The organism is Corynebacterium efficiens YS-314 (assembly GCF_000011305.1).
Taxonomy (GTDB): domain Bacteria; phylum Actinomycetota; class Actinomycetes; order Mycobacteriales; family Mycobacteriaceae; genus Corynebacterium; species Corynebacterium efficiens.
In genome coordinates, this window is the sequence record NC_004369.1 from 682,905 (window position 1) to 709,509 (window position 26,605).

25 protein-coding genes are annotated in these 26,605 nt (G+C 63.5%); 12 read left to right on the forward strand and 13 right to left on the reverse strand.

Annotated features, from left to right (window positions below):
• Positions 1-2: 2 nt before the first annotated feature.
• Genes CE_RS03345 through CE_RS03355 form a run of 3 tightly spaced genes read right to left on the reverse strand, consistent with a single transcriptional unit; the run spans position 3 to position 4,363 of the window.
• Positions 3-929, reverse strand: coding sequence for a phytoene/squalene synthase family protein (locus tag CE_RS03345; RefSeq protein ID WP_006769680.1), 927 nt, complete (start codon positions 927-929; stop codon positions 3-5).
• Positions 926-3,190 (reverse strand): MMPL family transporter, encoded by a 2,265-nt coding sequence (locus CE_RS03350; RefSeq protein WP_006769679.1) that lies wholly within the window; start codon positions 3,188-3,190, stop codon positions 926-928. The genes CE_RS03345 and CE_RS03350 overlap by 4 nt, the downstream gene beginning before the upstream one ends.
• 48 nt (positions 3,191-3,238) lie before the next feature.
• A complete protein-coding gene (locus CE_RS03355; RefSeq protein WP_006769678.1) occupies positions 3,239-4,363 on the reverse strand; it encodes a polyprenyl synthetase family protein in 1,125 nt (374 codons plus the stop codon).
• 204 nt (positions 4,364-4,567) lie between these two features.
• Here CE_RS03355 and CE_RS03360 point away from each other — a divergent pair, with 204 nt between their 5' ends.
• A complete protein-coding gene (locus tag CE_RS03360) occupies positions 4,568-5,197 on the forward strand; it encodes a MarR family winged helix-turn-helix transcriptional regulator (protein WP_006769677.1) in 630 nt (209 codons plus the stop codon).
• Between the two features lie 69 nt (positions 5,198-5,266).
• On the opposite strand, the gene CE_RS03365 is transcribed toward CE_RS03360, so the two are convergent.
• Positions 5,267-5,917: a lipocalin family protein gene (locus CE_RS03365; RefSeq protein WP_006769676.1), complete on the reverse strand. Its 651-nt coding sequence runs from the start codon at positions 5,915-5,917 to the stop codon at positions 5,267-5,269.
• 153 nt (positions 5,918-6,070) lie between these two features.
• Here CE_RS03365 and CE_RS03370 point away from each other — a divergent pair, with 153 nt between their 5' ends.
• Complete coding sequence (locus CE_RS03370; RefSeq protein ID WP_006769675.1) at positions 6,071-7,633, forward strand: SDR family oxidoreductase; 1,563 nt, start codon at positions 6,071-6,073, stop codon at positions 7,631-7,633.
• Here CE_RS03370 and CE_RS03375 read toward each other — a convergent pair.
• The gene (locus tag CE_RS03375) at positions 7,626-9,056 is read right to left on the reverse strand and encodes a cryptochrome/photolyase family protein (RefSeq protein WP_006769674.1); all 1,431 of its coding nucleotides are present in this window, start codon (positions 9,054-9,056) and stop codon (positions 7,626-7,628) included. The genes CE_RS03370 and CE_RS03375 overlap by 8 nt on opposite strands.
• An 89-nt stretch (positions 9,057-9,145) precedes the next feature.
• On the opposite strand from CE_RS03375, the gene CE_RS03380 reads away from it, so the two are divergent.
• The 4 genes from CE_RS03380 to CE_RS03395 all read left to right on the forward strand — a co-directional run bounded on the left by CE_RS03380 (position 9,146) and on the right by CE_RS03395 (position 12,687).
• On the forward strand, positions 9,146-9,943 hold the full coding sequence (locus tag CE_RS03380) for a glycosyltransferase family 2 protein (protein WP_006769673.1): 798 nt from the start codon (positions 9,146-9,148) through the stop codon (positions 9,941-9,943).
• Between the two features lie 89 nt (positions 9,944-10,032).
• Positions 10,033-10,482, forward strand: coding sequence for a PH domain-containing protein (locus CE_RS03385; protein WP_081447252.1), 450 nt, complete (start codon positions 10,033-10,035; stop codon positions 10,480-10,482).
• Entirely contained in the window at positions 10,479-12,011 is a 1,533-nt protein-coding gene (locus CE_RS03390) for a PH domain-containing protein (protein ID WP_006769671.1), read from the forward strand. Before CE_RS03385 ends, CE_RS03390 begins: the two co-directional genes overlap by 4 nt.
• 4 nt (positions 12,012-12,015) lie before the next feature.
• Positions 12,016-12,687 carry a metal-dependent transcriptional regulator gene (locus CE_RS03395; RefSeq protein WP_035109718.1) on the forward strand — a complete coding sequence of 224 codons (672 nt, stop codon included), beginning with the start codon at positions 12,016-12,018 and terminating at the stop codon, positions 12,685-12,687.
• Between the two features lie 150 nt (positions 12,688-12,837).
• Here the strand turns inward: CE_RS03395 and CE_RS03400 are convergent, their stop codons facing one another.
• Positions 12,838-13,710: a metal-dependent hydrolase gene (locus CE_RS03400; protein ID WP_006769669.1), complete on the reverse strand. Its 873-nt coding sequence runs from the start codon at positions 13,708-13,710 to the stop codon at positions 12,838-12,840.
• A gap of 159 nt (positions 13,711-13,869) precedes the next feature.
• On the opposite strand from CE_RS03400, the gene CE_RS03405 reads away from it, so the two are divergent.
• The 3 genes from CE_RS03405 (at position 13,870) to CE_RS03415 (ending at position 15,906) form a co-directional block, all read left to right on the forward strand.
• Positions 13,870-14,634, forward strand: a complete 765-nt coding sequence (locus CE_RS03405) for an NAD-dependent deacylase (protein ID WP_006769668.1) — start codon at positions 13,870-13,872, stop codon at positions 14,632-14,634.
• A gap of 72 nt (positions 14,635-14,706) precedes the next feature.
• Complete coding sequence (locus tag CE_RS03410; protein WP_006769667.1) at positions 14,707-15,345, forward strand: LppP/LprE family lipoprotein; 639 nt, start codon at positions 14,707-14,709, stop codon at positions 15,343-15,345.
• An 81-nt stretch (positions 15,346-15,426) separates the two neighbouring features.
• Complete coding sequence (locus tag CE_RS03415) at positions 15,427-15,906, forward strand: nucleoside deaminase (protein ID WP_006769666.1); 480 nt, start codon at positions 15,427-15,429, stop codon at positions 15,904-15,906.
• An 11-nt stretch (positions 15,907-15,917) separates the two neighbouring features.
• Here the strand turns inward: CE_RS03415 and CE_RS03420 are convergent, their stop codons facing one another.
• From CE_RS03420 to CE_RS03430, 3 genes are all read right to left on the reverse strand, one after another.
• Complete coding sequence (locus CE_RS03420; RefSeq protein ID WP_162096711.1) at positions 15,918-17,114, reverse strand: acyltransferase family protein; 1,197 nt, start codon at positions 17,112-17,114, stop codon at positions 15,918-15,920.
• 100 nt (positions 17,115-17,214) lie between these two features.
• A complete protein-coding gene (locus CE_RS03425) occupies positions 17,215-18,528 on the reverse strand; it encodes an IS4-like element ISCef4 family transposase (RefSeq protein WP_011075089.1) in 1,314 nt (437 codons plus the stop codon).
• 519 nt (positions 18,529-19,047) lie between these two features.
• Positions 19,048-19,521 carry a tRNA (cytidine(34)-2'-O)-methyltransferase gene (locus CE_RS03430; protein WP_035109715.1) on the reverse strand — a complete coding sequence of 158 codons (474 nt, stop codon included), beginning with the start codon at positions 19,519-19,521 and terminating at the stop codon, positions 19,048-19,050.
• 34 nt (positions 19,522-19,555) lie between these two features.
• Here CE_RS03430 and CE_RS03435 point away from each other — a divergent pair, with 34 nt between their 5' ends.
• Together CE_RS03435 and CE_RS03440 are read left to right on the forward strand one after the other, a co-directional pair.
• Positions 19,556-20,410 (forward strand): bifunctional methylenetetrahydrofolate dehydrogenase/methenyltetrahydrofolate cyclohydrolase, encoded by an 855-nt coding sequence (locus CE_RS03435; RefSeq protein WP_035109791.1) that lies wholly within the window; start codon positions 19,556-19,558, stop codon positions 20,408-20,410.
• A 13-nt stretch (positions 20,411-20,423) separates the two neighbouring features.
• Positions 20,424-20,762, forward strand: a complete 339-nt coding sequence (locus tag CE_RS03440) for a DUF3017 domain-containing protein (RefSeq protein WP_006769662.1) — start codon at positions 20,424-20,426, stop codon at positions 20,760-20,762.
• Here the strand turns inward: CE_RS03440 and CE_RS03445 are convergent.
• The 4 genes from CE_RS03445 to CE_RS03460 form a co-directional block, all read right to left on the reverse strand.
• Positions 20,748-21,767: a DUF3500 domain-containing protein gene (locus CE_RS03445; protein WP_231844067.1), complete on the reverse strand. Its 1,020-nt coding sequence runs from the start codon at positions 21,765-21,767 to the stop codon at positions 20,748-20,750. The two genes, CE_RS03440 and CE_RS03445, sit on opposite strands and share 15 nt — an antisense overlap.
• 157 nt (positions 21,768-21,924) lie before the next feature.
• Entirely contained in the window at positions 21,925-23,325 is a 1,401-nt protein-coding gene (locus CE_RS03450; RefSeq protein WP_006769659.1) for an MFS transporter, read from the reverse strand.
• 248 nt (positions 23,326-23,573) lie between these two features.
• Positions 23,574-24,884 carry an AMP-binding protein gene (locus CE_RS03455; protein WP_006769658.1) on the reverse strand — a complete coding sequence of 437 codons (1,311 nt, stop codon included), beginning with the start codon at positions 24,882-24,884 and terminating at the stop codon, positions 23,574-23,576.
• Positions 24,885-25,199: 315 nt separating this feature from the next.
• Complete coding sequence (locus CE_RS03460) at positions 25,200-25,805, reverse strand: TetR/AcrR family transcriptional regulator (protein ID WP_006769656.1); 606 nt, start codon at positions 25,803-25,805, stop codon at positions 25,200-25,202.
• 154 nt (positions 25,806-25,959) lie between these two features.
• On the opposite strand from CE_RS03460, the gene paaI reads away from it, so the two are divergent.
• Complete coding sequence (paaI, locus tag CE_RS03465; RefSeq protein WP_006769655.1) at positions 25,960-26,409, forward strand: hydroxyphenylacetyl-CoA thioesterase PaaI; 450 nt, start codon at positions 25,960-25,962, stop codon at positions 26,407-26,409.
• The last annotated feature ends 196 nt before the right edge of the window (positions 26,410-26,605 follow it).

The following is a 26,605-nucleotide window of genomic DNA, read 5'->3' on the forward strand; positions in this document are numbered from 1 at the left end:
GCCTATTGCTTCTTTCTGTAGATGCTCATGGACAGACCCTTCACGGTGGCCCTGCCCAGGATCATGAGTTTGGTGGTGATGGGGATACTGATGCGTTCCTCCAGCAGTTTCACTGCCGGGGTCTGCTCAATCCGGTCGGTGAGCCCCTCGAACAGCAGGGCCGCCGCGATCACACCGATCCGCGCCTGCACCGGCAGTGCCGGGTAGGTGCGTTCGGCAGTGGACAGATCCACCCGGATATCAGCGATGAGCTGCTGTTTCTGCGGCTCGGTCAGTGCCCCGGCGGTGGTGCCGGGGAAGTAGGTCCGCCCCAGTTCCTGCTGATCCTCGGCCAGATCACGCAGGAAGTTGATCTTCTGGAAGGCGGCACCCAGGGCACGGGCGCCCTCCCGCATGCGCTGCTGGCGGGCCTCGCTGACAGGTCGGCCCTGGTTGAACACGCTCAGGCACAACAGGCCGATGACCTCGGCGGAACCGTAGACATAGGCTTCGAAACTACCCGGGTCGTGCTCACTGGCCGTCAGGTCCCGACGCATGGAGGCGAAGAACGCCACCACGTGCTCCTCCTGGAAATCACAGCGCCGGGCGGTGTCGCCGTAGGCCTGGAGGGCCAGATCGGTGTGGAAATGCTGCGCGGGCGCGGCGAGGACGGCGGCCTCGTAGTCGTCGAGAAGCGTGCCCAGCTCGGCTGGGGTGTACCCGGCGGCCAGCGCGGTGCCGTCGACGATCTCGTCGGCGATGCGCACCACCGAGTACAGGTTGCGGATGTCCCGCCGGATCTGCGGCGACAACATCAGGGTGGCCATGCTGAAACTGGTGGAGTACCGCTTGATCACCTGGTGCGAGGCCTTGACCGCCACCCTGTTGTACAGCCCCAGTGCGCTGTTGAGAAAAGATACCGACCGGTTGGTCAGCTGATGCTGCGTCATGCCTCTACGAGCTCCTCAGTGCGGGGGTTGTGTGCGGCGCGGGCCTTGTCGGCGGCCACGGAATCCTCGTGCTTCTGGGAAGCAAGTTTAGACGGCCACCAGACCTTCGGCCCGATATCGTAGAACAACGCCGGCACCAGGAAGGCACGGACCAGGAAGGTGTCGATGAGCACACCGAAGGCCACGATGAAGGCGATCTGCGCGAGGAACAGGATCGGGATGACATACAGCGCCGCGAAGGTGGAGGCCAGCACCAGACCGGCTGAGGTGATGACACCACCGGTGACAGCCAGACCACGCAGGATGCCCTCCCTCGTGCCGTGCCTGACGGTCTCCTCCCGCACCCGGGTGGCCAGGAAGATGTTGTAGTCGATGCCCAGGGCCACCAGGAACACGAACCCGTAGAGCGGGACGGCCGGGTCCGCGCCGGGGAAGTCGAAGACGGTGTTGAACAGCAGCGCGGAGACACCGATGGCGGTGCCGAAGGAGATCACCGTGGTGATGATGAGCAGCACCGGGGCCACGATGGACCGCAGCAGGAGCATGAGAATCACCAGGATGACCACCAGCACGATCGGGATGATCAGGGTGCGGTCCTGGATGGAGGCCTCATTGGTATCCAGGGCGGTGGCGGTCACACCACCGACCAGGGCGTCGATGTTCTCATCGGCGAAGGTGGCCCGCAGGTCACGGATACTGTTCTGTGCCTCCTGGGAATCCGGTGCATCGACCAGGGTGGCCTGGATGAGAACCTGCCCGTCCACCACGGTCGGGGCAGGTGCGGGACCGGGGCCCATGGGGGCGATCCCGTCCGCGGTGAGCGGTGCGGAACCGGCCGGGGATTCAGTACTGGAGACCGTGACACCGTCGAAACTGTCATCGGAGAGCAGGACATCGGCGACCTGCTGCAGATTGGTCTCATCGGTGAGCACGTAGGCGGGGCTGCCCGCACCACCCGGGAAGTGCTCGCCCAGGGCCTCCTGGCCGTCGCGGGCCTCGGAGGCGCCAAGGATCAGATCGGACTGGGAGACACCGTCGGCCTTGAGGGTGGGCACGAAGGCAGCGCCGGCGAGCAGGACGATGAGGGTGGTAACCCAGATGGCGCGGGGATGGTTCTTCACCAGGCGTGCCACCTTGGTCCAGATACCCTTGGACGGCATGCCGCCCTCCTCGCGGACCACCTCGGGCTCATACGCGGGGCGCTTCGGCCAGAAGGCCGCACGACCGAACACGAACAGCAGCGCGGGCAGCAGGGTCAGGGCGGCGAGCATGGCGAAGATGATGCCGATGGAGGCCACCGGCCCCAGGGTGGAGTTGGATTTCAGGTCACTGAACAGCAGGCACAGCAGACCCGCGATGACGGTACTGCCCGAGACCAGCACCGGTTCGATGGTGGCGCGGATGGCCTTGAGGGTGGCCGTGGCCTTATCCCGGTACTGGCGCAGCTCCTCGCGGTAACGGGCCACATACAGCAGTGAATAGTCGGTGGCTGCACCGATGACCAGGATGAACAGGATGCCCTGGGTCTGGCCGGACAGCAGCAGGATCTCCCACTTGGCCAGCCACCACACCACCAGCAGTGCGGCGGTCAGGGCGAAGATACTGGTGGTCAGCACGGCGATCGGCAGAATGAAGGAACGGTAGACGAAAACGAGGATCACCAGGACCGCCGCGAGGGCGACCGCCAGCAGCAACCCGTCGATACCGGCGAACGCAGCGCCGAGGTCGGCGCTGAACCCGGCGGGTCCGGTGACATAGGTGGTCACGTTGTCCGGCGTCTGCCCACTCAACGTCTCAGAGAGCTTGTCGACGACATCCGCCACTTCCGCACCACTGTCAATGGGCACGAACGCCTGGACCGCCAGACCGTCCTCGGACGGGATGGCCGGGGACACCTCCGCACCGACACCCTCCAACTCGGTTAAACCGGCCACCACCGCATTGAGCTCACCGATCTCCTGTTCGGTCAGCGGTTCATCACCGACCATGACCACCACCGCCGGGATGGAGTCAGAGTCACTGAATTCACCCAGCTGCTGCTGCACCTGCGTGGCATCAGAGGACTCGGGCAGGTAGGCGGTCTGGTCATTGGAGGAGACCTCACCGACCTTGCCGAAGTACGGTCCCCCGACCCCGGCGGCGGCGAGCCAGACGAGGATCAGGACCGCGGGGAGGAGGACCCGGACCCAACGCGCAGGCCCGGTTTTCCGGGGCTTATCACCCTGAACCGGGTCGGGGGGTGTGCTGATGCGAGTAGACATGGTGGTCGTTTCCGTTTCACAAAGGGGGTGGGTGGTGGATGGAGGTGATCAGGACCGGCGGTTGTCCAGCTGATCAACCTGGGCGAACAGCAGGTCGATGACCTCACGGTTCAGGTTGCTGCGCAGGTCTGCGATGGAGGCGCGGCACGCATCCAGGTGGTGCCTGATGGTGTCGCGGGAGTACTCCTCCGCACCGCACTGGATGAGCAGATCGCGGATCTGTTCCCCCTGCGCGGTGGTGAGCTCGGCGTTGTTGAAGTTGACCTCGATGTCCTTCCAGTACCGGGTGGCGCGGGCGAACCCGATGATGGTGGTCTCCTTGCCCTCCCGGAGGTCGGAGAAGGAATCCTTGCCGTGTTCGGCTGCTTCGCCAAAGGTGGAGAGGTAGTCATCCTGCAGCTGGTACGCGGTGCCCAGGTGGGTGCCGATCACACCGACCTTCTGCTCATCCTCCTCCGACAGCCCGGCCAGGATGGCCGCGGCACGAAGAGGGAGTTCAAAGGTGTAGGTGGCGGTCTTCAGCCGGCTCATCTCCAGGGCGGTGCTGATATCGGGTGTGATCGCCCGGCTACTGAGTCCGACGTCGAGGAATTCCCCGACCAGGCTGTCGTTCATGGTGTGGTCGAGCAGGTCCAGCAGTCGCAGGCGGGTGGGGTGGGGCAGATCAACCCGGGCGAAGACCTGGTGCGTGGCGGCCAGGAAGAGATTGCCGATGAGGATGCCATTGGAGCATGCCCAGTGCAGATGCTCCGGATCCGGGCCCCTGTCCGAGAAGTTGTCGGGGTCACGCTGTTTGAGGATCTGGCCGATGAAGTTGAGCTTGCCGCGGCGGTAGAGATCCCCGTCGATGACATCATCATGGACCAGGAAGGCGAAGTGCAGCAGTTCCGTGGCCACCGCGATCTGCAGGGCGGCCTCGCGGTTGGCCGTGCCTGCCGTCGCATCTGCGGTCATGGTGCGGTGGGTGCCCAGGAGCATGCGGGGGCGCACCAGTTTGCCACCACGGAGTGCCTGGAATGCGGTGTCGAGGCAGGCCCGGAATTCCGGCCCGTAACCACTGCACCGGTTAGACAGGGAGGAGAAGGTGCGATTGAGTTCCCGGTAGATCTCCTCATTGAAGTCGAAGCCCGGGGGAGCCAACTGCTCGGTTGTCAGTGTCATGCCGTTGTCCATTTCGAATATCGCCTGTCAAAACCTGTCAGTTACGCCACCACGTCACCATTTACGACTTTTCTGTACTCCGAGTGGGAAATAGGGGTCCAACAACGGTGGTGTGAGCAAGTATACCTGCATACCCGACAATAATATCTTAAAGGTTAATGTTTTCAATTTTTAACAGTATCTGACATTGAAAGAAAAAGGCGTTATCATTGATCTATGCAGGAATCCGAAACAAAACACGGGGACGAGTCGCCACTCAACAATCTCTATGATGTGAAATCGAGTGACCCGCGCAGCGAGCTCATCGACCGTTCAGACGTGTCACCAGCTGATGTCGCGCAGATCGGTCGGTTGATGAAGGCGCTGGCGAATCTCCGTGACACCGAGCGGGCCGTCGCCGCGGCCGCCTCGCGTTATATGGCGCTCAGCGCGCAGGACATGCGTGCCCTGCATTATCTGATGGTGGCGGGCAATACCGGTCAGGTGGTGACCCCCGGAATGCTGGGTGCACACCTCAACCTGTCTCCGGCATCGGTGACCAAGATGCTCAACCGTCTGGAAAAGGGTGAACATATCATCCGAAAGGTTCACCCGGTTGACCGTCGTGCGTTCGCCCTTGAGGTCACCCAGGCCACCCGTGCCGAGGCCATGGAGACCCTGGGCAGGCATCAGGCGCGTCGTTTTGAATCCGCCAAACGCCTCACCAGTGAGGAGCGCGAGGTGGTTATCCGGTTCCTCGAGGATATGGCCAATGAGCTCTCCCTCTCCAATGCCGCCTGGGCCGAGGGTGATGCCGGTTCGCGCGCTGCTGCACCGCCAGCAGGTCAGGATGCCAAGTCCGGCTAGTGGCGTAAATATTTCAGGCCCCAGGGGGATCATGATCCCCCTGGGGCCTGTTGTGTTTCCCGGTGGTTTCTACAGGGTGCAGAGTGGTGCGACGTCGGTCTTGCTGCCTGCTGCTGGCACGGTCACGAAGGCGCATGACCACCAGCCACGGTCCTCGGTGATGTTGCGGACCTTGGTCCAGTCCTCAGGGCTCAGGTCCGGGGTGCGGGACAGGACGAAACCTGACAGGCGGTTGGGGCTGCCCACGATCGCCAGGGAGTAGTCGTCCTCCAGGTAGGTCACGCGGTAGTTCGGCTCGCCCTCCTCGGTCTGGAAGGGCACGCCCCCGAAGGTGACCTTGAGGGAGGCGTCGGAGCGCACCGTCGCCTTGCCCTGGATGACGGAGGGGCCGAATGGGGTGCCGCAGGAGTTGGCCACGGAGATGGTGTTCTCATCGATCTTCTCGTATTCCGCGGTGGTGTCATTGGAGCACTGCAGGGTGTAGGGCTGTGGGATGGCCGCGACCTGGTACCACTTGCCCTGGTAGCGCTCGAGGTCCACCTTCTGGTCGACCTCCGGCAGTGCCTGGCTCTCCGGGGTGGAGCTGAGGTTGGTGATCTGGGATGAACCGCCGGCGAGGCGACCACCGTCGAAGATGTCCTGGGCCTGGGCCGTGCTGACCCCGGTGATGGAGAGTGCGGACAGCAGCGCTGCGATGGTGAGTTTTCTGGACAGGCGCATGATGAAACTCGCTTTGTTTCTGTTTATATTATCTTAAAAGTTAATACTTCTTGAAGTGTACTACAAACCGGTTCGTTTGGGGATGTCTCTGCAAAGATGCACCTCACGGCACTGTGATGAGCCACACCATGGAAAATCCCTATACTCGCGCCCATGAACAGCCACATCCAGCCCACCCTCACCTACCGCGCCCGCCATCCACAACGCCGCGTCCTGGTCACCGGGGCCACCGGCTATGTCGGGGGTCGCCTCGTCACCGAATTACTCGCCGCCGGTTTCACCGTGCGCGCCACCTCCCGCCGGAAAGAGAGCCTGGAACGATTCGACTGGCACACCGAGGTGGAGATGGTCGAGGCCGACCTCATCGAACCCGCCGACCTGGATGCCCTGTTCCAGGATGTGGATGTGGCCTTCTACCTCGTCCACTCCATGGGTGGCAAGGACATCGACTTCGAGGAACAGGAACGCCGCACCGCGGAGAATGTCGCCGGCGCCGCCGACCGCGCCGGGGTGAAACAGATGGTCTACCTGTCCGGTCTGCATCCCCGCGACCGCGCACTGGAGGACCTGTCCAAACACATGCGCTCGCGCGAACGGGTGGCGCAGATCCTGCTGAACAGCGACACCCCCTCACTGATCCTGCGGGCCGCCACCCTCATCGGTTCCGGTTCCGCCTCCTTCGAGATGATCCGCCACCTCACCGAACGCCTGCCCATCATGACTGCACCGCAGTGGATCACCAATCAAATTGAACCGCTGGCCATCCGTGACACCCTGCACTACCTGGTCTCCGCGGCGGACCTGGATGAACCGGTGAACCAGGCCTGTGACATCGGCTGCGGTGAGACCTACGAATTCGCCGATCTGCTGCGCATCTACGCCGATGTGCGCGGGTTGAAGCGACGGGTGCATTCCATCCCGCTCAATCTGCCGATGGACAGGCTGAGCGGATTCTGGATCAGCCTGGTCACCCCGGTGCCCTTCCAACTCACCTTCCCGCTGGCGCAGTCCATGGCGGAGGATGCCGTCACCGAGGAACACAGCATCAGGGATATCATCCCGGATCCCCCGGGAGGGCTCATCGACTACCGCCGGGCGGTGGAACTCGCCCTGGCCGCCGAGGGGGACCGCGGGGTGCCCACCTCCTGGGACCGCAGCTGGACACGCTTCGGTGACACCGAGGAGGAGGAAGGGGTACCCGCCTGGGCCAGCCACCCCACCGACCCCGAGTGGGCGGGTAAAACCCTCTACGAGGATGTCCGCACCGAGACCACCGACCTCACCGCGGCACAGGTCTGGCCGATCATCGAGGGGCTCGGTGGGCCCAACGGATGGTATTCCGCACCACTGCTGTGGCGTCTGCGAGGTATCGCGGACCGTCTCATCGGCGGACCGGGCCTGGGCGGACGACGTGATCCCCGCACCCTCAAGGCCGGTGACCGGCTCGACTGGTGGCGGGTCACGGAGGTCACCCCACCCAACCGGCTGGTGCTCACCGCGGAGATGAAGGTCGACGGCAACGCCTGGCTGGTCTTCGAGGTCGAGGACAAGGAAGAGGGTGGTTCCACCTACACCCAGCGGGCACTGTTCGAACCCAAGGGGCTGCAGGGCTACCTGTACTGGTGGGTGGTCTCACCGTTCCACTCGGTGATCTTCCCCTTCATGCGCCGCAATATCCTCAAGGCGGCCCGCGACGGGGTGGACTCGGTTATTTAACCGCCTCATAGGCATCCAGCGCCTCGCGCCGGGATTCCTTCAGATCCACGATCGGGGCGGGGTACTCCGGGGTGCCGTACTCCGGGATCCAGCGTCGGATATATGTCTCATCCGGATCGAATTTCCTCGCCTGCGTCTCCGGATTGAAGATGCGGAAATACGGGGAGGCGTCATCACCGCTGCCCGCAGCCCACTGCCAGTTGAAGGCGTTGGAGGCGGGATCGGCGTCCACGAGGGTCTCCCAGAACCATTCCTCGCCGTGACGCCAGTGGATCTGCAGGTTCTTGGTGAGGAAACTGGCCACCACCATGCGGGAGCGGTTGTGCATGGAGCCGGTTGCCCACAGCTCCCGCATGCCGGCATCCACCAGGGGGATGCCGGTGCGCCCGGCGCGCCAGGCCGCCAGGGCCACGTGGAACTCATCCGAGGAGGTGGGGGACAGGGGGTGGCGGCCGTCGACAAGCCGGGCGGCCTCGTGTTCATCCCACGCCCAGCCGAAGCGGTTGAACTGTTCGCGGACGTTGGTGGTGGCCATGTCGGGCAGGGCGTAGAGGCGGTGCCAGGCGAAATCACGCCACAGCAGCTCCTTGCGGAACACCTGGGCATCGGTGGCATCGATGTCTCCCGCGTCCGCAGCGGCCGTGATCTCCTCCCACACCCGGTGCACGCTGATCTCACCGAACCGCAGATGGGGGGATAATCCGCTGGTGACCGCACGGGCCATCTCATCGCGCCCGTCGGCGTAGCCACCGCGTTCACGCATCCGGTCGAGGAAATCTCCGAGGCGGTCCAGGGCGGCCTGCTCACCGGGGCGGCAGTGGGTGGCCATCTCCGCGGCCCAGAAGGGGTCGGGCGCATCGATTCCACCGGTGTCCGCCACCGGGGTGTCGGGGCCGGTCAGCTGAGCGGGCATCGGATCACCCAGCCGGGCGGCGGATTCGTCTGCCAGGGGGAAAGCCGCCTTGGAGAACGGGGTGTAGACCTTGTAGCCGGTGCCTGCGCCGCTGGTGACCTCCCACGGTTCGGTGAGCAGGAACCCGGCATGACTGTGCACCTCCAGCCCCTGCTCCCGCAGCTGTGTCTTGATCTCAGCATCCCTCTCGCGGAGTGGTCCGTGGTAGCGGCGGTTCCAGGTCACTGCAGCAGCCCCGGTCTCACGGACCACCTCCGTCAGCAGCACCACCGGATCGCCGGAGCGCCGCAGGAGGGGAACCCCGTGGGTGGCCAGGGCGTCGACAAGCAGGGTCAGACTGCGGTCGCGCCACCAGCGCGCGGCACCACCCAGGGCGCGGGGCTGGTCCTCGTCGATGAACAGGCCGATCACCGGCCCCCGGTCGGCGGCCCAGGCCAGGGCGGCGTTGTCACGGATGCGGAGATCATCGCGGAACCAGACGATGGTGGGGGACGCGGTTGAGAGGCTCATGGAGACCGAGTCTAAAATAAACCGCGCGGGCACTCCCGCCGCGCCCACCTTCCATGTGTAGACACACTGCGTAGAAAGCCCGGGTCACAATGCCCTCCCCACGCCGCACACTCACCGTCGTTATCCCCTGCCTCAACGACGCGGAACTGCTCCGCGACTGCCTCGCCTCGATCAACGCCCAGACCGTCACACCGGATGAGATCATCGTGGTCGACAACGGCAGCACCGATGACTCCGTCCGGGTGGCCGAAACCGGCGGCGCGACCGTCATCCGCGAACCGCGCCGGGGCATCACCTGGGCGAGCGCTGCCGGGTACAACGCCGCCACCGGCGACGTGATCGTGCGCATCGACGCCGACTGCACCCTGCCTGTCGACTACCTCGACCGCATCCACCGCATCTGGGACCAGGCGGAACAGGACCCCACCCGGACCGTGGTGGCACTGACCGGTGTCGGATCCTTCCAGCTCCCGGGGCGCCTGGGGCGGTGGAGCGCCGACCTCTACCTGGGTGCCTACCGCTGGGCCTCGAAGCAGGCACTCGGGCACTACCCGATCTTCGGCTCGAACTGCTCACTGAGCAGCACCTGGTGGGAGGAGGTCCGGGATGACATCGACCTGGCCAACACCTTCGTGCATGAGGACATGTACTTCTCCTTCTTCGTCCGCCCGCATGAAACCGTGTGGTTCCAGCGCGACCTGACGGTGATGATGCACCCCCGGGCGCTGTTCGGCCTGCGCCAGCTGTGGACCCGCGTTGCCCGCGGGTTCCACACCGTCCGCTCAGCGTGGGAACGCGAACCTGTCTACATCCGCCTCGTGCGCCGCGGGCTTGTCGACGCCTCCATCGTCCCCAAACGCCTCCTACCGGCGGATCTGCAGGCCTGATCCCGGGTCCTGCCCCGGTGTCGCCGGGGTGGGGACCTGCGGGCACAATGGGGGACATGAAGCACACCACACCTGAGCCCCACGAGGGCATGAACCCCGTCTCGCCGAAACTGACCACGGCCCGGTACATCAGCAGCCTGCCGTGGTGGGTGCTGATCGCCCTTGGCTTCGCAGCGGCCGGTTTCTGGGTGTCACCGTGGTTCTACATCGGCACCGCCGTGGCCGTGGTGACGCTGATCTGGCAGGCGTGGCTGATCCCCCAGCAGGTCAGAAGGCTGGGCTGGTTGGAGACCGAGGATGAACTCCTGCTCACCCGCGGCAAACTCTGGCACACCTACACCGTGATTCCCTACGGACGCATCCAGTTCGTCGATGTCACCGCCGGCCCCATTGAACGAGCCCTGGGCATGAAGACGGTCAAACTCAACACCGCCTCCGCCACCACCGACTCCTCGGTGAAGGGCCTGCCCGCCGATGTCGCCGATGCCTTGCGCGACCGTCTGGCCATCAAGGCGCGGGAGAGGATGAGCGGACTGTGAACACGGCTGACAACCCTGCTGACAACCCTGCTGACACCACCGGCGGTTTCCGCCGGGTCCACCCCCTCACCCCGCTGCTGCGCTTCTGGACACTCATCCTCGCCGTGCTCGCCGGCCTGGTCCTCAACCTCAATCTGTCCTCCCTGCAGACGATCTGGACTGCGCTGAGCGAGGACAACGACGTGGTCATCTGGCCCCTGCTGGCCTCCATCGGGGGATTCGTGCTGGCCTGCGTGCTGATCTGGCTGCTGTCCCTGATCTGGTGGAAAGCCACCGGCTTCCGCCTCACCGACGAGGAGGTCCAGCACCGCCGTGGCGTGCTCAACACTCAGCTGCGCACCGCCCGCTATGACCGCATCCAGGCCGTTGACCTCGTTGAATCAGTGATCGCCCGCATCTTCCGCGTGGCTGCCGTCCGCGTCGAGACCGCCGGTGGCAACAACTCAGCCATCGAGATCGCCTTCCTCAGACGCGCCGAGGCCGAGGACCTGCGCCGGCAGCTCATCGACGCCACCCACGCCCGGCGTGCTGATCCGGAGCCGACGCAGGAGGGGGTCGGGTCGGCGGGGATCGACCCGTCCCGGGATAGGGGGACACCGGTTGCCACCGGGCAACAGGTGGTGCCCTCCATCCCCATCATGCGCACCCTGGGCAGCACCGCGGTGTCCCTGAACACCGTCATCACGGTGCTGGCGCTGTTGATCGTCGCGGTCACCCCCCTCGGATTCACGGCTTTGGTGCCCGTGGTCGTGGGGCTGGTTCCCTCGGTGTGGAACCTCATCGACAAATCCTGGAAATTTCAGGCTGATCTCGCGGGCGATATCCTCAATGTGTCCTACGGGCTTGCCGATCGACGCCGCCAGTCGATCCCCCTCAGCCGCATCCACGGGGTGTCCATGACCCAGCCGCTGCTGTGGCGCCTGTTCGGCTGGTGGACGGTGTCGGTCTCGGTCGCAGGCTACGGTGTGGAGACCAAACAGGGCGGCACCACGCGCCTGCTTCCCGTGGGGTCGAAGGATCTGGCGCTCCGTCTCGTCGAGGTGGTCGGCCCCCTGGATGGCGGCGATCTCAAGACCTACGCCGATCCCGCAGGCATCACCCACCCCACCTACACCAGCCCACCGCAGGCCAGGTGGGTTTCCCCCGTGGACAGGAAACAACAGGGTGTCACGCTCGTGGGGGAGTCCGGCCACGGTGGTGGGGATGCAGCCCCGCGAGCAGTCATCGTCCACTCCGGCCGGTTCTACCACCGCATGGCGCTCATCGATGTCAGCCACATCCAGGAACTCACCCTCCAGCGCGGCCCCATCCAGAAACTGCTGGACCTGAGCACGGTGAAGCTCAACCTGGTGCCCGGTCCGGTGTCCATGCAGGGCAGTGACCTCACCTACACCGACGGCATGGAGCTGCTCACCGTCCTGCGACGCAGGTCCCTCCCCGAGCTGACCGGCCCCGTCGTTGACGAACCCGTGCTGGATGAACCGGTGGTTGAGCGGGAAAACCGCCCCGGGGCAGTGGGCTACGATTAGCGACATGCACATCTCAGATCTTCCCGACAAGACCCAGGACTATCTGAAGACGATTTGGGACATCACCGATCGCAACGGCGGTCAACCCGCCACCCTCGGTGAGATCGCGGAGATCCTCGAACAGAAAACCCCCACAGCATCCGAGGCGATCAAACGCCTGGCCACCCGCGACCTGGTGCATCATGAGCGCTACTCCGGTGTCACCCTCACCGCCACCGGCCGGGCACTCGCGCTGGAGATGGTGCGCCGTCACCGTCTGCTCGAGACATTCCTCCACGACGTGCTGGGCTACACCTGGGATGAGGTCCATGAGGACGCCGACCTGCTGGAACATGCCGCCTCCGACCGGCTCATCGCACGCATCGACGCCCACCTCGGCCACCCACGCCGCGACCCCCACGGCGATCCCATCCCCACCGCCGAGGGGCTTATCGACGACCTCGGCCACACCACCCTCGCCACGGCCGTACCCGGCACCACGGTCACCATCACCCGCGTCCAGGACATCGACCCCGAGCTGCTGCGCTACCTCGCCGAACACGACGTGGTCCCCGGCTCGCGGATCATCATCGCCAGGGAACCCTTCGCCGGCATCGTCGAAGCCGTGGTCGAGGACACCGGACAGCGCTTCCCCCTCGCAGTCACCCAACTGCCCCTGATCACCGTGCAGGTGTAGGCGGGGCCGTGGGCAGGGCCTCGCCACCTCCAACTCCCCATAACCCAGAGATCCTGTCCCCAGAAAGCAGTCGCGGTCTCTGGGTTAAGTCGCGCGGTCTCTGGGAACAGGATCTCTGGGTTAGTGCAGATCAGCAGAACTCAGGGTCGGTCACGGCGACAGGCCCAGCCCGAGGTCCTGCCCCAAGTAGTCCTGCCCCAAGTCCTGCCCCGGGTCCTGGGCCACCACCTCGAAGGGCAGAAGATCTACCATCACGTCACGCATGTTGCCCGAGGCCACCAGGCCGATCTGGGCGATCACGGCGATGGTGAAACCGGCGAGCAGGATTCTGTCGGCTGGTCCGTTGGCGCGGATGCTGAGGAATTTCGGGAGCTTCAGGTTCCACCAGCGTCGTCCCTTCAGGGGAAGCAGTGGTGCGAAGGCGGGGATGCCCTGTTTTGTGGCAAGATCGCCCAGCATGTGGGTGAGGCACCCGACCGTGATCGCCGATCCGAGGAACACACCGAAGGATTCCTCAGGTACATAACTCCACACTGCGTAGGCGAGGGCGGCGGACAGTCCCGTGACGATCAACCAGTCTGTCTTCTTTGACCATTCCGGCAGCAGCCCCCTGATGCCGAGACCGAGGAGGAAGAACAGCAGGCCGATCACCGCTGTTTTACCGAAGGCACCGATCAGGGCAGTGGCTCCGACACCCGCCGCCAGCGCAGCCCAGATGGTGTGGGTGGCGGTACGGTGGCCGTTTTTGCAGGGTTTGTCCTTGCGGCCCCGGGTGACATTGACGAAGGTCTGCGCGATGTTCTCCGTGAAACGGGAGATCACCTGTGTCACCGGCCCGAAGGAACGGGAGACCGTGGCGGAGGGGGCGTCCAGATCGGGGAGCAGGGCGGCTCCGGCGGCGAGTCCGGCGTAGATGAATGTCTCCTCTGCGGTGGTGACGCCGCCCCATTGTTCCGGGAGGATCTGGGCCACGGCCAGGCCGACCGCGGCACCGCTCATCGCATGGGTGGGGCCCATGACCATTGGTGCATCCCTGCCTTCGAAATTGTTATCGGTTGGTACTGTCTTTCACACTTTAGACCCTGTGGTGGGCGTGGGATTTACAGCTCCCGGCTAAGTGTGTCCGCCCGGCTGTTCGCTTTGGCCCGGCGGGGGTGCAGCCGTAGCGCTACCCTGGGTGGCATGGACGAGCATTCGATCATGCAGGCAGTGGCCGTGGCGCGTGGGGCCCGCAATATTGAGGTGTTCACCGGCGCCGGGATGAGTGCTGATTCAGGGTTGGAGACCTATCGTGACCCGGAGACCGGGGTGTGGTCGAAGGTTGATCCGCAGGCGATGGCGAGCATCGATGCGTGGGCGAGGGATCCGGAACCGATGTGGGCGTGGTACCGGTGGCGTGCCGGGCAGGCGATGAAGGCGCGGCCCAATGCGGGGCATGAGACCATAGCGTACTGGGAGGGTAGTCACCTGGTGGATGCGGTTCATGTGACCACGCAGAATATCGATAATCTCCATGAGCGGGCTGGTTCCACGGAGGTCACCCATCTGCATGGCAGTCTCTTCGAGTTCCGGTGTTCGATTTGTTCCAAACCATGGCGGGATGACGGGGATTATCCGCGGGAGCCGGTGGAGCGGCTTGCTCCTCCGACGTGTTCGTTGTGTGGGAATCCGGTGCGCCCCGGGGTGGTCTGGTTCGGTGAGGCGTTGCCACAGGAGGAGTGGGCGGTTGCGGAGCGTCGTATGCGGGAGGCTGATCTGGTGGTGATTGTGGGTACGTCTGGGATTGTCTATCCGGCGGCGTCGTTGCCGGTTCTGGCGCACCAGCGTGGGGTGCCGATTCTCGAGATCACGCCGAAGGAGACCGATCTGTCACGGATCGCCACGTATTCGTGGCGGGCGACGGCCGCGGAGGGGCTCCCGGCGCTGGTCAGGCGGCTCGGCGTCTGAGCGGATGCTTCTCGACGCCTCCTTCACCCCGCGGATACCACTCCAGGCGGGGTAGAGGGCATGATGTAGAACATGGAAAAGTTTTTCGCAGCAGGTGTGGGCAGGACCCTGGGGATCGTCGGCGCGGTGGCGCTGACCACGGCCGGACTGGTGGCGTGTTCCTCCCCGCCGAATGAGAACCCCTCCCCGTGTAATGATCAGACCCCGCAGGACACCGCGTTCGCGAAATATCTCGACGCCGGCGAGATCCCGACCACGGGTGATGAACCCTTCCGTTTCGAGGTCACCGACAACCACTATGACGCCTGTGACCACATCAGTTGGCTGGGACTGACCGGCACCACCCAGCCCGAGGGGGAGGAGGACACCAGTGGTTTTGTCGTCTTCTTCCAGGACGGTGACCTGGTTACGGATCCCCGGCCGGTTCAGATGGGATCAGCCCCGTTCGTCGACCGCAATGATGCTGATGACCAGGCCATCGTCCAATTCAGCCACTATGCACCTCCCGGAGAGGCCACCACCACCGAGCTGCGGGAGGAGATCTTCAACTATGTCGATGGCAAAATCGAGGTCGAGGATGAGGCCGCCTACGAGGACTACGCCCAGGGGCGTAACCAGCTGGTGATGCAGGCCGGTGAGGTGTGTTCCGTCGAATCCGAAGATCCCGGCGAGTCCGGGGATGCCGCTGGCGCCGGCGCTGCCGCCTGCTGATCTGAGCATCCACGAAAAACAACTCCTCTAGACTGGGCCCCTGGGGAATACCAGGAACCGGCACCGTGAAGGAGCACGACGATGTTCACCGAGACCGACATGTTCTACCTGAACCGCAGTGTGGCCCTCGCCGCGATTGCACTGGATAAGGGCAATAGCCCCTACGGGTCCGTACTGGTTGCCGATACCGGTCAGGTGTTGTTCGAGGATCACAACCGCGACGGTAACGGTGACGATACCCGGCATCCGGAGTTCGAGATCGCCCGGTGGGCGGCGACGAATCTCACGGCGGACCAGCGTGCCATCTCGGTGGTGTACACCTCCACCGAGCACTGCCCGATGTGCGCCGCGGCCCATGCCTGGGTGGGGCTGGGCCGGATCATCTATGTGACATCCGGTGCTGAGGTGGGGCAGTGGTACCGGGAGTGGGGTGCGAAACCCACCCCGGTGGCGAAACTCCCCATCAACCGGGTCGCCCCGGATGTGCACGTGGAGGGGCCGGTGCCCGAGCTCACCGGGCAGCTCAAGGAGATCCACCACCGGTACTTCCTCACGCTGTGACCGCGGGGTGGTCAGAACCTGGCGATGATGAGCAACAGCAGTCCCGCCAGGATAGGCATGGACAACAACAGGACACCCATGCTCAGGGCGTTGGCAGTGGTGCGGTTGACCGCAGGCCACCGCAGTACCTTCCGGGCGATGAAGCGGTGGCTGAGCCATGCCGGCAGGACTGATGCGGCAACCAGCAGCATGCCCTGCCCCACGGTGGGAGTGGTCCCGAGGAGGTGGGCACCGGTGACCAATACCGGCCAGTGCCACAGATAGATCGCGAGGGAATGTTCACCGAACCACCGCACCGGGGTGCTGTCCAGGGCCCTGCCCATTCCCAGCCCCGGATTGACCAGTGTTCCGATGATCATGGCGGCTGCGCCGAGTGTGGGAATCAGTGCGAGGTACCCGGGGTACTGCATGGAGCTGTCGAAGAGGGCCGCCGCCCCCAGAATGCCCAGCAGGCCAATGGCGGAGGCAAGGTGTCCCGTAATTTGCGGGAGTCGGCTGAGCGGGGTGGCGAACACCGCCAGGATGGCTCCGAGCCCCAGTTCCCATATCCGGGTGGAGGTGTGGAAGAAGGTCGGACCCTGGTCCCCGGTGGCGAACAGGACAGTCCAGATCAGTGACGCCCCGGTCAGGATGATGGCCGCCCAGGCTATGTTGCGTCGCAAAGCAACCGGGTTTACCCGCCACCTGCTGCGCCCCGAACTCCGGCTGGAGTGGGGACGGGCGAGGAAGACCATCATCATGAGGATGATGGTCCAGAGAATGAAGAACTGGAAGTCCACCGCGATGGCCCAGTAGTGCTGGAAGGGATTGTCGAGGCCCACAGGCAGGACGGCGACCTCGGAGGGAAAAGCCGGGAAAAGTCCCGCGAACAGCCAGTTGGTGATGAAGAATGCGGAGGCGACGATCGCAATGCCGAAATTCTCCCACTGTGTGGAGGGATAGATCAGCAACACTGTCACCGTGAGCATGAGCAACATGAACGTGGTCAGGGGGAGAAGTGCGCGGGCGCGGTGGGCCAGAATCTCTCCCAGGAGCACCTTTCCCGGGATGCTCACCTCCCGGAGGGCGATCCGGAAAAACTGTTCCGTCATGACGAAACCGGAAATCACAAAAAAGAGATCGAAACCGACAAATCCGCCGGGGAGCACCGCCCCGCCGGAGGCATGGAACAGCAGGATCAACACCCGTGCGACCGCGCTTAACCCCAATACCGTTAAGTTAGTGGTGTGATGACGGTGACCACTGGGCCGAGTGGCCGACCACAATGATGGGATCGTTTCACCGGCTATTTCGACATCTTTCGTTTAATCACCCGCGGATTCTTCCGCCTTCGTCGCGGTGGGTTGAGGTACCTGGCCAGCCAAGACGCTGCCTGATCCCATAAACTTCGGGCGGTGTGCGGGTCGTCAGGGGGGGAAAAGAGCCCTGGATCACCGAACGACGGGTAAGCTTCAAGGCCTTAACAAATGACACCCGCACCGGAGGGTGCTCACTGGCAGTGGCCGCATCAGCCATCAGTGTCCTGATCGCGTAGTGGCAGCACAGATGCCCCCAGATCTCCTGACGCACCAACTCCGGGGACTTTGACCGCAACACCCTTTCTCGTCCACGCTGATGGGTTTTCAACTCATCGAAAGTGTTCTCGATCTCCCACCGGGCGTGATACGCCGCGATCAGATCCTCCACCGACACCTCATCAGGATCCAACAAGGTGGTCAACAACCGATGCTGCTGGTCGACAATGCCAGCCTCATCGTCACCGGTATCGATGTGGTAGTCCACCACCCGCACCATCCTTGGGGCAACCTGCCGCCACCCCGGCCCACTGCTCGGGGTAATCGTGGCCAACCATGTTCCATCCTCCAGGGTTCGCACATGGTGTGGTTTCACATTGTTCCGGATCCGCCACACCAGATCCGCACCACGGTCCTGGGCGGTAGCCCACCGGTGGAAACTATAAAACCCCCGATCAGCGACCAGTACTGAGCCTGGATCCAGCCGGTCGATCAGTTCATCAGCCAGGGTCGTTTCCCCGGTGCCCAGCCCGCCGATGACCGCGTCCAGGATCGCGTGTGATCCACATTCCGCGATCGCCACGACACGGGCCTGCGGGTACCCGGCCTGACCACGTCCGGTGCCGGGACGCCCGAAATGCTCGACATTGGCTGGCGTATCCGGGACATCCAAGGTGGTGCCATCAACAGCCAACAGGCGTTTGCCCGCCAGCCAGGCCCCCTCCCACCCCGGCCGGGCCAATGGTTGGGCAACACGGGCAAACAACGCTGCCATCGGTTCATGTCCCAGCCTGACCCTGGCCTGGAAAATCGCGGAGCGTGACGGAGCAGGTACTGCCTGTTCCTCCCACCTGCAGGCCCAGGACAGTCCATCGGTGAGATCGGCGTAGATATCCTCATAGGATCCATCGGGGTTCAAAGCCATTGTGATGGTGTAATACACCATCACCCGGGAGGGCAGGATGCGGGATCGTTGCTGGGTACGACCGGCCTGCGCGACGACCTCGTCCACGACATCGGCCGGAAACACCCGGGTGAGCAGGCCCACCGAGATTAAATCCGATAACCGACGATCAGTATCAGGTTGTGTCCGTCCATGTCGAGGCATAGCACAACACTACACCCACTAACTTAACGGCATTGGGCTTAACCCGTGCAGGCTGGGCGGACGAAGCTGGTTCCGGTCCAGGTGGGGCCGGGTGGTGGTGGGAACAGGGGGATGTTCATGGACGTCCCTCTTTCGCGTGGGAAGTAACAACATCTGGGGATGACTGGAGTGCCTCTCTGAAGGAGATGTCGACAGAGAGGCGGGGGAATGCGATGCGGTGGTGTGGAGGTCCGAGGGGTGGGCCACGTGCCCACCGGGAGGGGCGAAGCGAGACGGGGTTATGACGGGTCCCGACGGGGCTCCGTCGGTGCTGTGTGAATGATGATATAGCAGCAATACCGAGAGCAATATACCCGGCGGGAATGCCCCGAAGTTCCACCCCGTCGGTGGGTATTTGCGCGGAAGGTGGCATACCTCCTCCGGAGCTGGTATTCAGCTTTTGCTGAAGAAATGCTTAACGAAAATATCCTGATCTAATAGGGCAATTCTTGGACAAAACCACAGAAACTGAGAATTTACTTAGATTGCTCCGGGGAAGCCGAGCTGTCGCCAGGCCTCATATGTGGCCACTGCTGCGGAGTTGGATAGATTCATGGAACGGCGCCCCTCGAGCATCGGGATCCGGACCTCTGCCGTCACGCGCGGATGAATGATGTGTTCGTGGGGTAACCCGGTGGGCTCGGTGCCGAATAACAGGGCATCACCCGGTTGGTAGGTGATATCCGTGAACCATCCGGTGGCCTGGGTGGTGAAGGCGAAGATGCGTCCCGGAAGTGCCCCGAAGCAGTCCTCGATGTTTGCATGCACAGTCACGTCGGCAAGGTCGTGGTAATCCAGACCCGCCCTGCGCAGGTGTTTCTCGGTCAGATCGAAACCGAGGGGCTCAACCAGGTGCAGGTGTGCACCTGTTCCCGCGCACATCCGGATGGCATTTCCGGTGTTGGGTGGGATGACGGGATTGTCGAAGACAACATGCAGAGGTGGGACAGACATGGGAAAGATTGTAGATCGTGGAATAATGGCGAAGGTGACTGCTATCAAACTTGACGGAAACCTCTACCGCGATGAAATCTTCGCCGACCTCGCCCAGCGCGTCGCAGCGCTGAAGGAAAAGGGCATTGTCCCGGGTCTGGCGACCGTGCTGGTCGGTGATGACCCCGCCAGCCATTCCTATGTGAAGATGAAGCACCGTGACTGCGAGCAGATCGGTGTCAACTCGATCCGCCGTGATCTGCCTGCCGATATCTCCCAGGAGGAGCTCTTCGCGGTGATCGATGAACTCAATGCGGATGATTCCTGCACCGGTTATATTGTGCAGCTACCGCTGCCGAAACACCTCGATGAAAACGCGGTGCTGGAGCGGATCGACCCGGCCAAGGATGCAGATGGCCTCCACCCGGTGAACCTGGGCAAGCTGGTGCTCAACGAGCCCGCCCCGCTGCCGTGCACCCCGAATGGATCCATCAGCCTGCTGCGACGTTTCGGCATCGAGCTCAATGGCGCAAAGGTGGTCGTCATCGGACGTGGTGTCACCGTCGGTCGTCCTATCGGTCTGATGCTCACCCGTCGTTCGGAGAACTCCACGGTCACCCTGTGCCACACCGGCACGAAGGATCTGGCGGCAGAGACCCGCGCGGCTGATGTCATTGTGGCCGCCGCCGGTCAGCCACATATGCTCACTGCCGACATGGTCAAGCCTGGTGCAGCCGTGCTCGATGTCGGTGTTTCCCGCAAGGACGGCAAACTGCTCGGGGATGTCCACCCCGATGTGTGGGAGGTGGCGGGTGCTGTTTCCCCGAACCCGGGCGGTGTCGGTCCCCTGACCCGTGCCTTCCTGGTCCACAATGTCGTCGAGCGTGCAGAGAAGCTGGCGGGTCTTTAAGGGGGAGTTGTTGATGGACACCCCCCTCACCCCCTCCGGGCGGTTGGCCAATCCCCATGACCGGGGTCTCGCCCCCTCACGGCTGCCGGTGACCGCGCAGCGGGTATTGGTGGGTTTGTTTGTCATCGCAGTGGCGGTGGCGACGTTGTTCGCCGTCACCGAGCACTGGCGGCGTGCCACCTTCACCCTCGGCGTGTCCATGATCTACCTGGCGGTTCTCCGCCTGTCATGCGATTCGAAGGTCATGGGTCTGCTGGCGGTGCGGTCACGGCGTTTCGACGCCTTCTACTGCACCGTGCTCGGAGGCATCATGGCCTTCCTTGCGGCCTCGGTGGACTCATTGGGTAGCTGAGTCTACGCTGGGGTCCTCGAAGATCGATCGGATGGAGGGGGTGCCGTCCTCCGAGAAGGTCTGTTGGAACTCGATGAAGACCTCGGGCCCGTCGATACGCAGCTGCAGTCCCTCGTCGTCACGCTCCTCGGTGACCCCGGCGAGGGTGAACACCGTGTCGTCGAGGGTCGCGGCGATCCGCTCCTGCTTTGCCTGGGCCGTGGGTTCGTGCCCCACACAGATCCACTGGGAGGCGACGGCGAGCAGTCTCTCCTTCTGTTCCCCGGTGAGAGCAGCCCCCCGCAATCCGCCGTTCCCGGACAGATTCTGGCTGGTCAGCGCCGCGCGCTGGGAATCGGTGAGACTATCGAGCAGTTCGACGACGGGCTCGTGGGCGGTGTCGTGATGAGGGGGCACACCGGTTTCGGTGGCCGCCATGATTGTTCTGACATCATTACTGGTCAGATTGAAACGGGCCGATTCGAGGGCGACATCGCCCTCCTCGCTGAACATCGCGTGGAGGCCCAGCAGGGGGCCGTCCAGATCCAGCCGCCAGCGCTCATTGGGGGCCGGGACGGTGGAGAACCTCAGCAGGTGGGGTGCGGCCCCGGGGTTGCTGTCGATGTACTCGAGAAGCGCGCGCATCATGCTGTTGGACTCATCATCGAGTAGGGTTTCCAGCACCTTGAACACAGTGAGTTTCTGCGCATGGGTGAGGGTGTTGATGTCCAAACCCTCGCCGGTGATCTGCTCCCGTTGATTACCATCCAGGTATTCCATGAGCGTCCGCGCAGTCAGGGTGGTGTCCCGGGCGGCGGTGTAGCGCATGCTCGCGGTTGGGGGGATACTGGGTATCCCTGATGGGGCCTCCGCGGTCCTCGTACCCATCGCCGTGGCGACCTTCGGGGGCTCCTCACTAGACGTCTGACCGCCTCCGCGGTCGGAACCACAGGCCACCAGGGCCATGCTGCCGATCGCAAGGGTGGTCATGAGCGCATAGGCGGTCCTGCCACGAGGGGAGATCATCAAAGTCACGTCCAATAATTTAAACCACTGACCATGGTTAAACCGTTAAATTAGCTGTGAACACCTCACCAGATTTTCTACCTGCCCACAGTTTTAAAGAAAACCACCGCGTCCCCTGGTGCAGGGGACGCGGTGGTTGGGATGGTGGGAGGGTGGATCAGTGGTGCAGGTTCCGGCCCTGGACACCGGTGCGGGGGACCATGAGCACTGCTGCCAGGGAGATCGCGGAGATCACGGCGATGTACACACCGATGGACAGTGAGTTGCCGGTGGAATCCAGGAGCATCTCCGCGATCATCGGGGCGAAGGCGCCGCCGATGATGGAACCGATGGCGTAACCGATGGAGACACCGGACAGTCGGACCTGAGCGGGGAACATCTCAGCGTAGAGCGCCGGCTGCGGGCCGTAGGTGACACCGAGCAGCACACCGAGAACCACCACGGCGATACCGAAGAACAGCGGGTTCGCGGTGTCGATGAGCATCCAGGTCGGGAGGGCCCAGATGATCATGGCCAGGTAACCCAGGGCGAAGGTGCGGCGACGGCCCCAGCGGTCGGATGCAGCGCCGAAGAAGAGGGTGGAGACAATCCACGCGACGGCGGTCAGGCAGGTCAGCAGCAGAACGATCGGGCGACCCATCCCCAGTACACCGGTGCCGTAGGAGACGAAGAAGGCGATGGCCAGGTAGCCGGCGGCGTTGACACCCGCGAAGATCAGAGCGGCGAGAACAACCGTCTTGAGGTGCTTGCGGAAGAGCTCGGACAGGGGTGCGGAGGCCTTCTTCTTCAGGTCCTCCATCTCGGAGAAGACCGGGGACTCATGAACCAGACGGCGGATGAAGAAGCCGACACCGATGAGGACCACACTGGAGATGAACGGGATGCGCCAGCCCCACGCCTCGAACTGTGCGGGGGTCAGGACGGTGGTCATGACGAGCATGAACAGGGTGGCCAGCAGCATACCGGCCGGGACTCCGACCTGGGGGAAGGCACCGAAGAAACCACGACGGTTGGTGGGGGCGTGCTCGACGGCGATCAGCGCCGCACCACCCCATTCGCCGCCGGCGGAGATGCCCTGCAGAATGCGCAGCAGCACCAGGATCAGAGGAGCAGCGAGACCGATCTGTGCGTAGGTGGGCAGCAGGCCCATTGCGACGGTCGCACCACCCATGCCCACCAGCGTGAGAACCAGAACCGGCTTGCGCCCGAAGCGGTCACCGAGGTGTCCGGCGATGACAGCACCGAAGGGACGGAACAGGAAGCTGATACCCAGTGAGGCCCAGGCAATGATCTGTGCGATGGAGGCACTGGAGTTGCTGGCTGGATTGAAATACTGGGTGGCGAAGATCAGGCCGGCAGCCTGCGCATAGATGAAGAAGTCGAACCACTCGATGGTGGTGCCCACCATCGAACCGGCCAGAACCTTGCGGTGTTCCGGGGTGATTGGCTGTGGGGTGTCGTTGTTGGAGGCGTTCGAGGTGCTGGTGATGTCGGCGGGGGCGCCGGTCAGGACGGCGGCATCACGCTGTCCTGTGGTGAGGATTTCATTGGTGGTCATCGGGGGAACTTTCTGCTGGGCACAGTTGCTGTGCTACCGGAAGGGGAGAGGGGACAAACCCCGAAAAGGAGGCGTGTAGGGGTCATTTCGGGGTTTGTGAAGTACAGCATCCGGTAGGAGGCAACGGATGCTGTGAGTGTTGGGTGTGGAGAGAAAGTGCCGGATGGCCCCGGCCCGCGCGGGGTGGCTGTGGGCGGGATCCCGGTGCGGCGGTCCCCGGGGGTGACGGGGACTGCGCCGGAGGGGTGTTACTGGTTACGCAGATCGAGCAGACGCTTGGCCTTGCCCTCGCCGGATTCAACACGCTCGCGGACGTCGACCTGGACGGAGACACCGATGCGGTCCTTGATCTGCTTGCTCAGGCGCTGGGCGGCCAGGGTGATGTCCTCGGCGCTGCAGCCGGGTGCATGCTCCACGGCCAGGGTGAGGTGGTCCATGCGGCCCCTCTTGCTCAGGATGCACTGGTAACGCGGACGCAGGGTCTTGTCCTCGACGATGATCTCCTCGAACTGGCTTGGGAAGCAGTTCACACCGCGCAGGATGATCATGTCGTCATTGCGGGCGCTGATCTTGTCGATGCGTCGCATGGAGAAAGCGGTGCCGGGCAGGATGCGGGTCAGGTCGTGGGTGCGGTAACGCACGACCGGGAACGCCTCCTTGGTCAGGGAGGTGAGGACCAGTTCGCCGTATTCACCGTCGGGCAGGACTGCGCCGGTCTCCGGGTCAATGATCTCCGGGTAGAAGTGATCCTCCCAGATGGTCAGGCCGTCCTTGGTTTCCACGCACTCCTGGGCGACGCCCGGTCCCATGACCTCGGAGAGGCCGTAGATGTCGGTGGCGTCGATGCCGAAGCCGTCCTCGAGATCGCGGCGCATGCCCTCGGTCCAGGGCTCGGCACCCATGACACCGACGCGCAGGGAGGTCTCACGGGGATCAACGCCGTCGGCGCGCATCCGGTCGAGAACAGTGAGCATGTAGGACGGGGTGCCCAGGATCGCATCCGGCTGGAAGTCGTTCATGATCTGGATCTGACGCTCAGTCTGCCCACCGGAGGTGGGGATGACGGTTGCGCCGAGCTTCTCGACGCCATAGTGGGCGCCGAGGCCACCGGTGAACAGGCCGTAACCGAAGGTGACCTGAACCTTGTCGCCGGCGCGGACACCACCCGCGCGCAGGGAACGTGCCACCAGATCGGACCAGTTCTCAATATCATTGCGGGTGTAGGCAACCACGGTGGGGCGTCCGGTGGTGCCGGAGGAGGCATGCAGTCGGACGATCTGGCTCTGCGGAACTGCGAACATACCGAATGGGTACTCGGAGCGCAGGATCTCCTTGTCCGTGAAGGGGAAGTTGGCCAGGTCCGACAGCTCGCGGAAGTCATCCGGGTGCACGCCGGTCTCGTTGAAGGCCTTACGGTAGTGGGGGACATTGAAGTAGGCGTGACGCAGTGTGTTCTTGGCACGTGCAATCTGCAGTGCGGTGATCTCATCGCGTGATGCGTACTCGATACCCGTCTGAGGACCGATGTGGGTGGAGTGAATTTCAGTGACGGAGGTCATTGGGATATTCCTTTCTGGCTGTGCGCGGTGGTGCTGGCGCGCATCGTTACCCGCAACGGGTGTGGTGCGACCTGGCCTGCGACTCGGTGTGGCATCCGGTTGTGAGGGGGATGGCGTCATGGTGCAGGATCCTCTTTGAGTACGTTTCCCATTTACCAACTGACCAGTCGGTAAGTTGGTATGTGATGGACGCTACATTATTCAATCAGCTATTTCCAGAGTCACAACGAAATCCGTCATATTTTGTACAAAAAAGGGCCCCCATCCCGTACCCCTGTTCGCAAAGCGCACGGTTGGAGGGCCTGGTGAGGGGGGTTAGCGGACTGCGAGCCCCTGGAACACAAAATCCGGCATGATCTTGCTGAGCTCCTCGGGGGAGATCGGTCCATCGGGGCGATACCACTCCACCAGGGAGTTGATCATGCCGAAGGTCAGTCGGGCAACCATGCCGGCATCCAGATTGGAGCGCACGGCACCCTCCTCCTGGGCGGATGCAACATAGTCAATGAAACGGCGGGTAATTAGCCGTCGACGCTCGAGGATCTGTTTCTCCACCTCTGTATTGCCCCGTAGGCGCAGGAGGAGGGTGACATTCTCCGGCTTCTCGCACAGTACCCGGGTGGCGCCACTGATCACTGCGGACAGGCGGTCCTCTGCCGTGCCGGGCATGGCATCGGCCTCCTCGATCACGTCGAAAAGCGCCTCGAGCGCCTGGTCGGTGGCCTCGACCAGGATCTCCTCCTTGGAGCTGATGTGGTGGTAGATGGCTGACTTGCTCACGCCGAGGGTGGTGGCGAGTGCGCCCATGGAGGTCGCCTCATAGCCGTGGGTGTTGAACTGGTTGACCGCGATGCGGATGACATCCTCGCGTGCATAGCCTGGTCTGCCCCGTTGGGTGGTGGCTGTGGTGACTGATTGCATGGTTTCTCCTTGTCGGAACCAATGGACTGATAGGGGGGACGGTGTGAAGCTCTCATTTCCCCGCGGGAATGTGCCTGGATCCGTACACTCCCATGATACTACCGTCCATTCGGTAAGTAATCTCCACCACTTTTCCTGCGAAAGGGGAAAACACATGCTTAATGCAGTTGAAACCGATCAGATTCTCGCTCCGGGTGTTGCAGAGGGGGCTGAATATGATCATGTCCGCGCCATGTTTGCCAATGATGCCGCGTCGAAAATGCTCGGTGTGGTGATCACCGAGCTGTCGCCCGAGCAGGCCCGGGGCCACTTCACCATCCGCGAGGATATGTGCAATGGGCACGGTACCGCGCAGGGTGGAATCCTGTTCACCTTTGCGGACGCTGTGTTTGCCGGTGTCTGTAATGCGGCCGGCGATGTCGCGGTCGCGGCACAGGTGGGTATCCATTATCTTTCCCCGGCCCGCGTCGGTGAGGTGGTGGAGGCGGAGGCTGTCTGCCGTCAGAACTGGGGCCGTAATGGCATCACCGATGTCACCCTCCGCGTCGGCGATCGCATCGTGGCGGAGTTCCGTGGCACCTCCCGCGTGGTGAAGGGGATGTAGGGGGTACCGGAATCACCCCCCGCCCCAGCAGTGTGACCTGCATCAATGTTGGGGAAGCGTGTGGGAGGGGTCGCCCCCGCCCCTGCGTCGGCCGGAAAAGTGTTGACGTAGATCACACTTCCCCCATATACTGACCGGGCGGTCGGTTAGTAAATGGTAGCCGGCTAACCGACACACAAACCTCTACACTCAGCCA

Coding starts and splice junctions, on each gene's coding strand:
- CE_RS03400 (WP_006769669.1), bottom strand. CDS start 13,710: ATGGTCATGGGCCCCACCCATGCGATGAGCGGTGCCGCGGTCGGCCTG.
- paaI (WP_006769655.1), top strand. CDS start 25,960: ATGCTTAATGCAGTTGAAACCGATCAGATTCTCGCTCCGGGTGTTGCA.
- CE_RS03395 (WP_035109718.1), top strand. CDS start 12,016: ATGCACATCTCAGATCTTCCCGACAAGACCCAGGACTATCTGAAGACG.
- CE_RS03410 (WP_006769667.1), top strand. CDS start 14,707: ATGGAAAAGTTTTTCGCAGCAGGTGTGGGCAGGACCCTGGGGATCGTC.
- CE_RS03455 (WP_006769658.1), bottom strand. CDS start 24,884: ATGACCTCCGTCACTGAAATTCACTCCACCCACATCGGTCCTCAGACG.
- CE_RS03360 (WP_006769677.1), top strand. CDS start 4,568: ATGCAGGAATCCGAAACAAAACACGGGGACGAGTCGCCACTCAACAAT.
- CE_RS03345 (WP_006769680.1), bottom strand. CDS start 929: ATGACGCAGCATCAGCTGACCAACCGGTCGGTATCTTTTCTCAACAGC.
- CE_RS03425 (WP_011075089.1), bottom strand. CDS start 18,528: ATGCCTCGACATGGACGGACACAACCTGATACTGATCGTCGGTTATCG.
- CE_RS03385 (WP_081447252.1), top strand. CDS start 10,033: ATGAACCCCGTCTCGCCGAAACTGACCACGGCCCGGTACATCAGCAGC.
- CE_RS03415 (WP_006769666.1), top strand. CDS start 15,427: ATGTTCACCGAGACCGACATGTTCTACCTGAACCGCAGTGTGGCCCTC.
- CE_RS03375 (WP_006769674.1), bottom strand. CDS start 9,056: ATGAGCCTCTCAACCGCGTCCCCCACCATCGTCTGGTTCCGCGATGAT.
- CE_RS03370 (WP_006769675.1), top strand. CDS start 6,071: ATGAACAGCCACATCCAGCCCACCCTCACCTACCGCGCCCGCCATCCA.
- CE_RS03405 (WP_006769668.1), top strand. CDS start 13,870: ATGGACGAGCATTCGATCATGCAGGCAGTGGCCGTGGCGCGTGGGGCC.
- CE_RS03460 (WP_006769656.1), bottom strand. CDS start 25,805: ATGCAATCAGTCACCACAGCCACCACCCAACGGGGCAGACCAGGCTAT.
- CE_RS03440 (WP_006769662.1), top strand. CDS start 20,424: ATGGACACCCCCCTCACCCCCTCCGGGCGGTTGGCCAATCCCCATGAC.
- CE_RS03380 (WP_006769673.1), top strand. CDS start 9,146: ATGCCCTCCCCACGCCGCACACTCACCGTCGTTATCCCCTGCCTCAAC.
- CE_RS03365 (WP_006769676.1), bottom strand. CDS start 5,917: ATGCGCCTGTCCAGAAAACTCACCATCGCAGCGCTGCTGTCCGCACTC.
- CE_RS03445 (WP_231844067.1), bottom strand. CDS start 21,767: ATGATCTCCCCTCGTGGCAGGACCGCCTATGCGCTCATGACCACCCTT.
- CE_RS03430 (WP_035109715.1), bottom strand. CDS start 19,521: ATGTCTGTCCCACCTCTGCATGTTGTCTTCGACAATCCCGTCATCCCA.
- CE_RS03350 (WP_006769679.1), bottom strand. CDS start 3,190: ATGTCTACTCGCATCAGCACACCCCCCGACCCGGTTCAGGGTGATAAG.
- CE_RS03450 (WP_006769659.1), bottom strand. CDS start 23,325: ATGACCACCAATGAAATCCTCACCACAGGACAGCGTGATGCCGCCGTC.
- CE_RS03355 (WP_006769678.1), bottom strand. CDS start 4,363: ATGGACAACGGCATGACACTGACAACCGAGCAGTTGGCTCCCCCGGGC.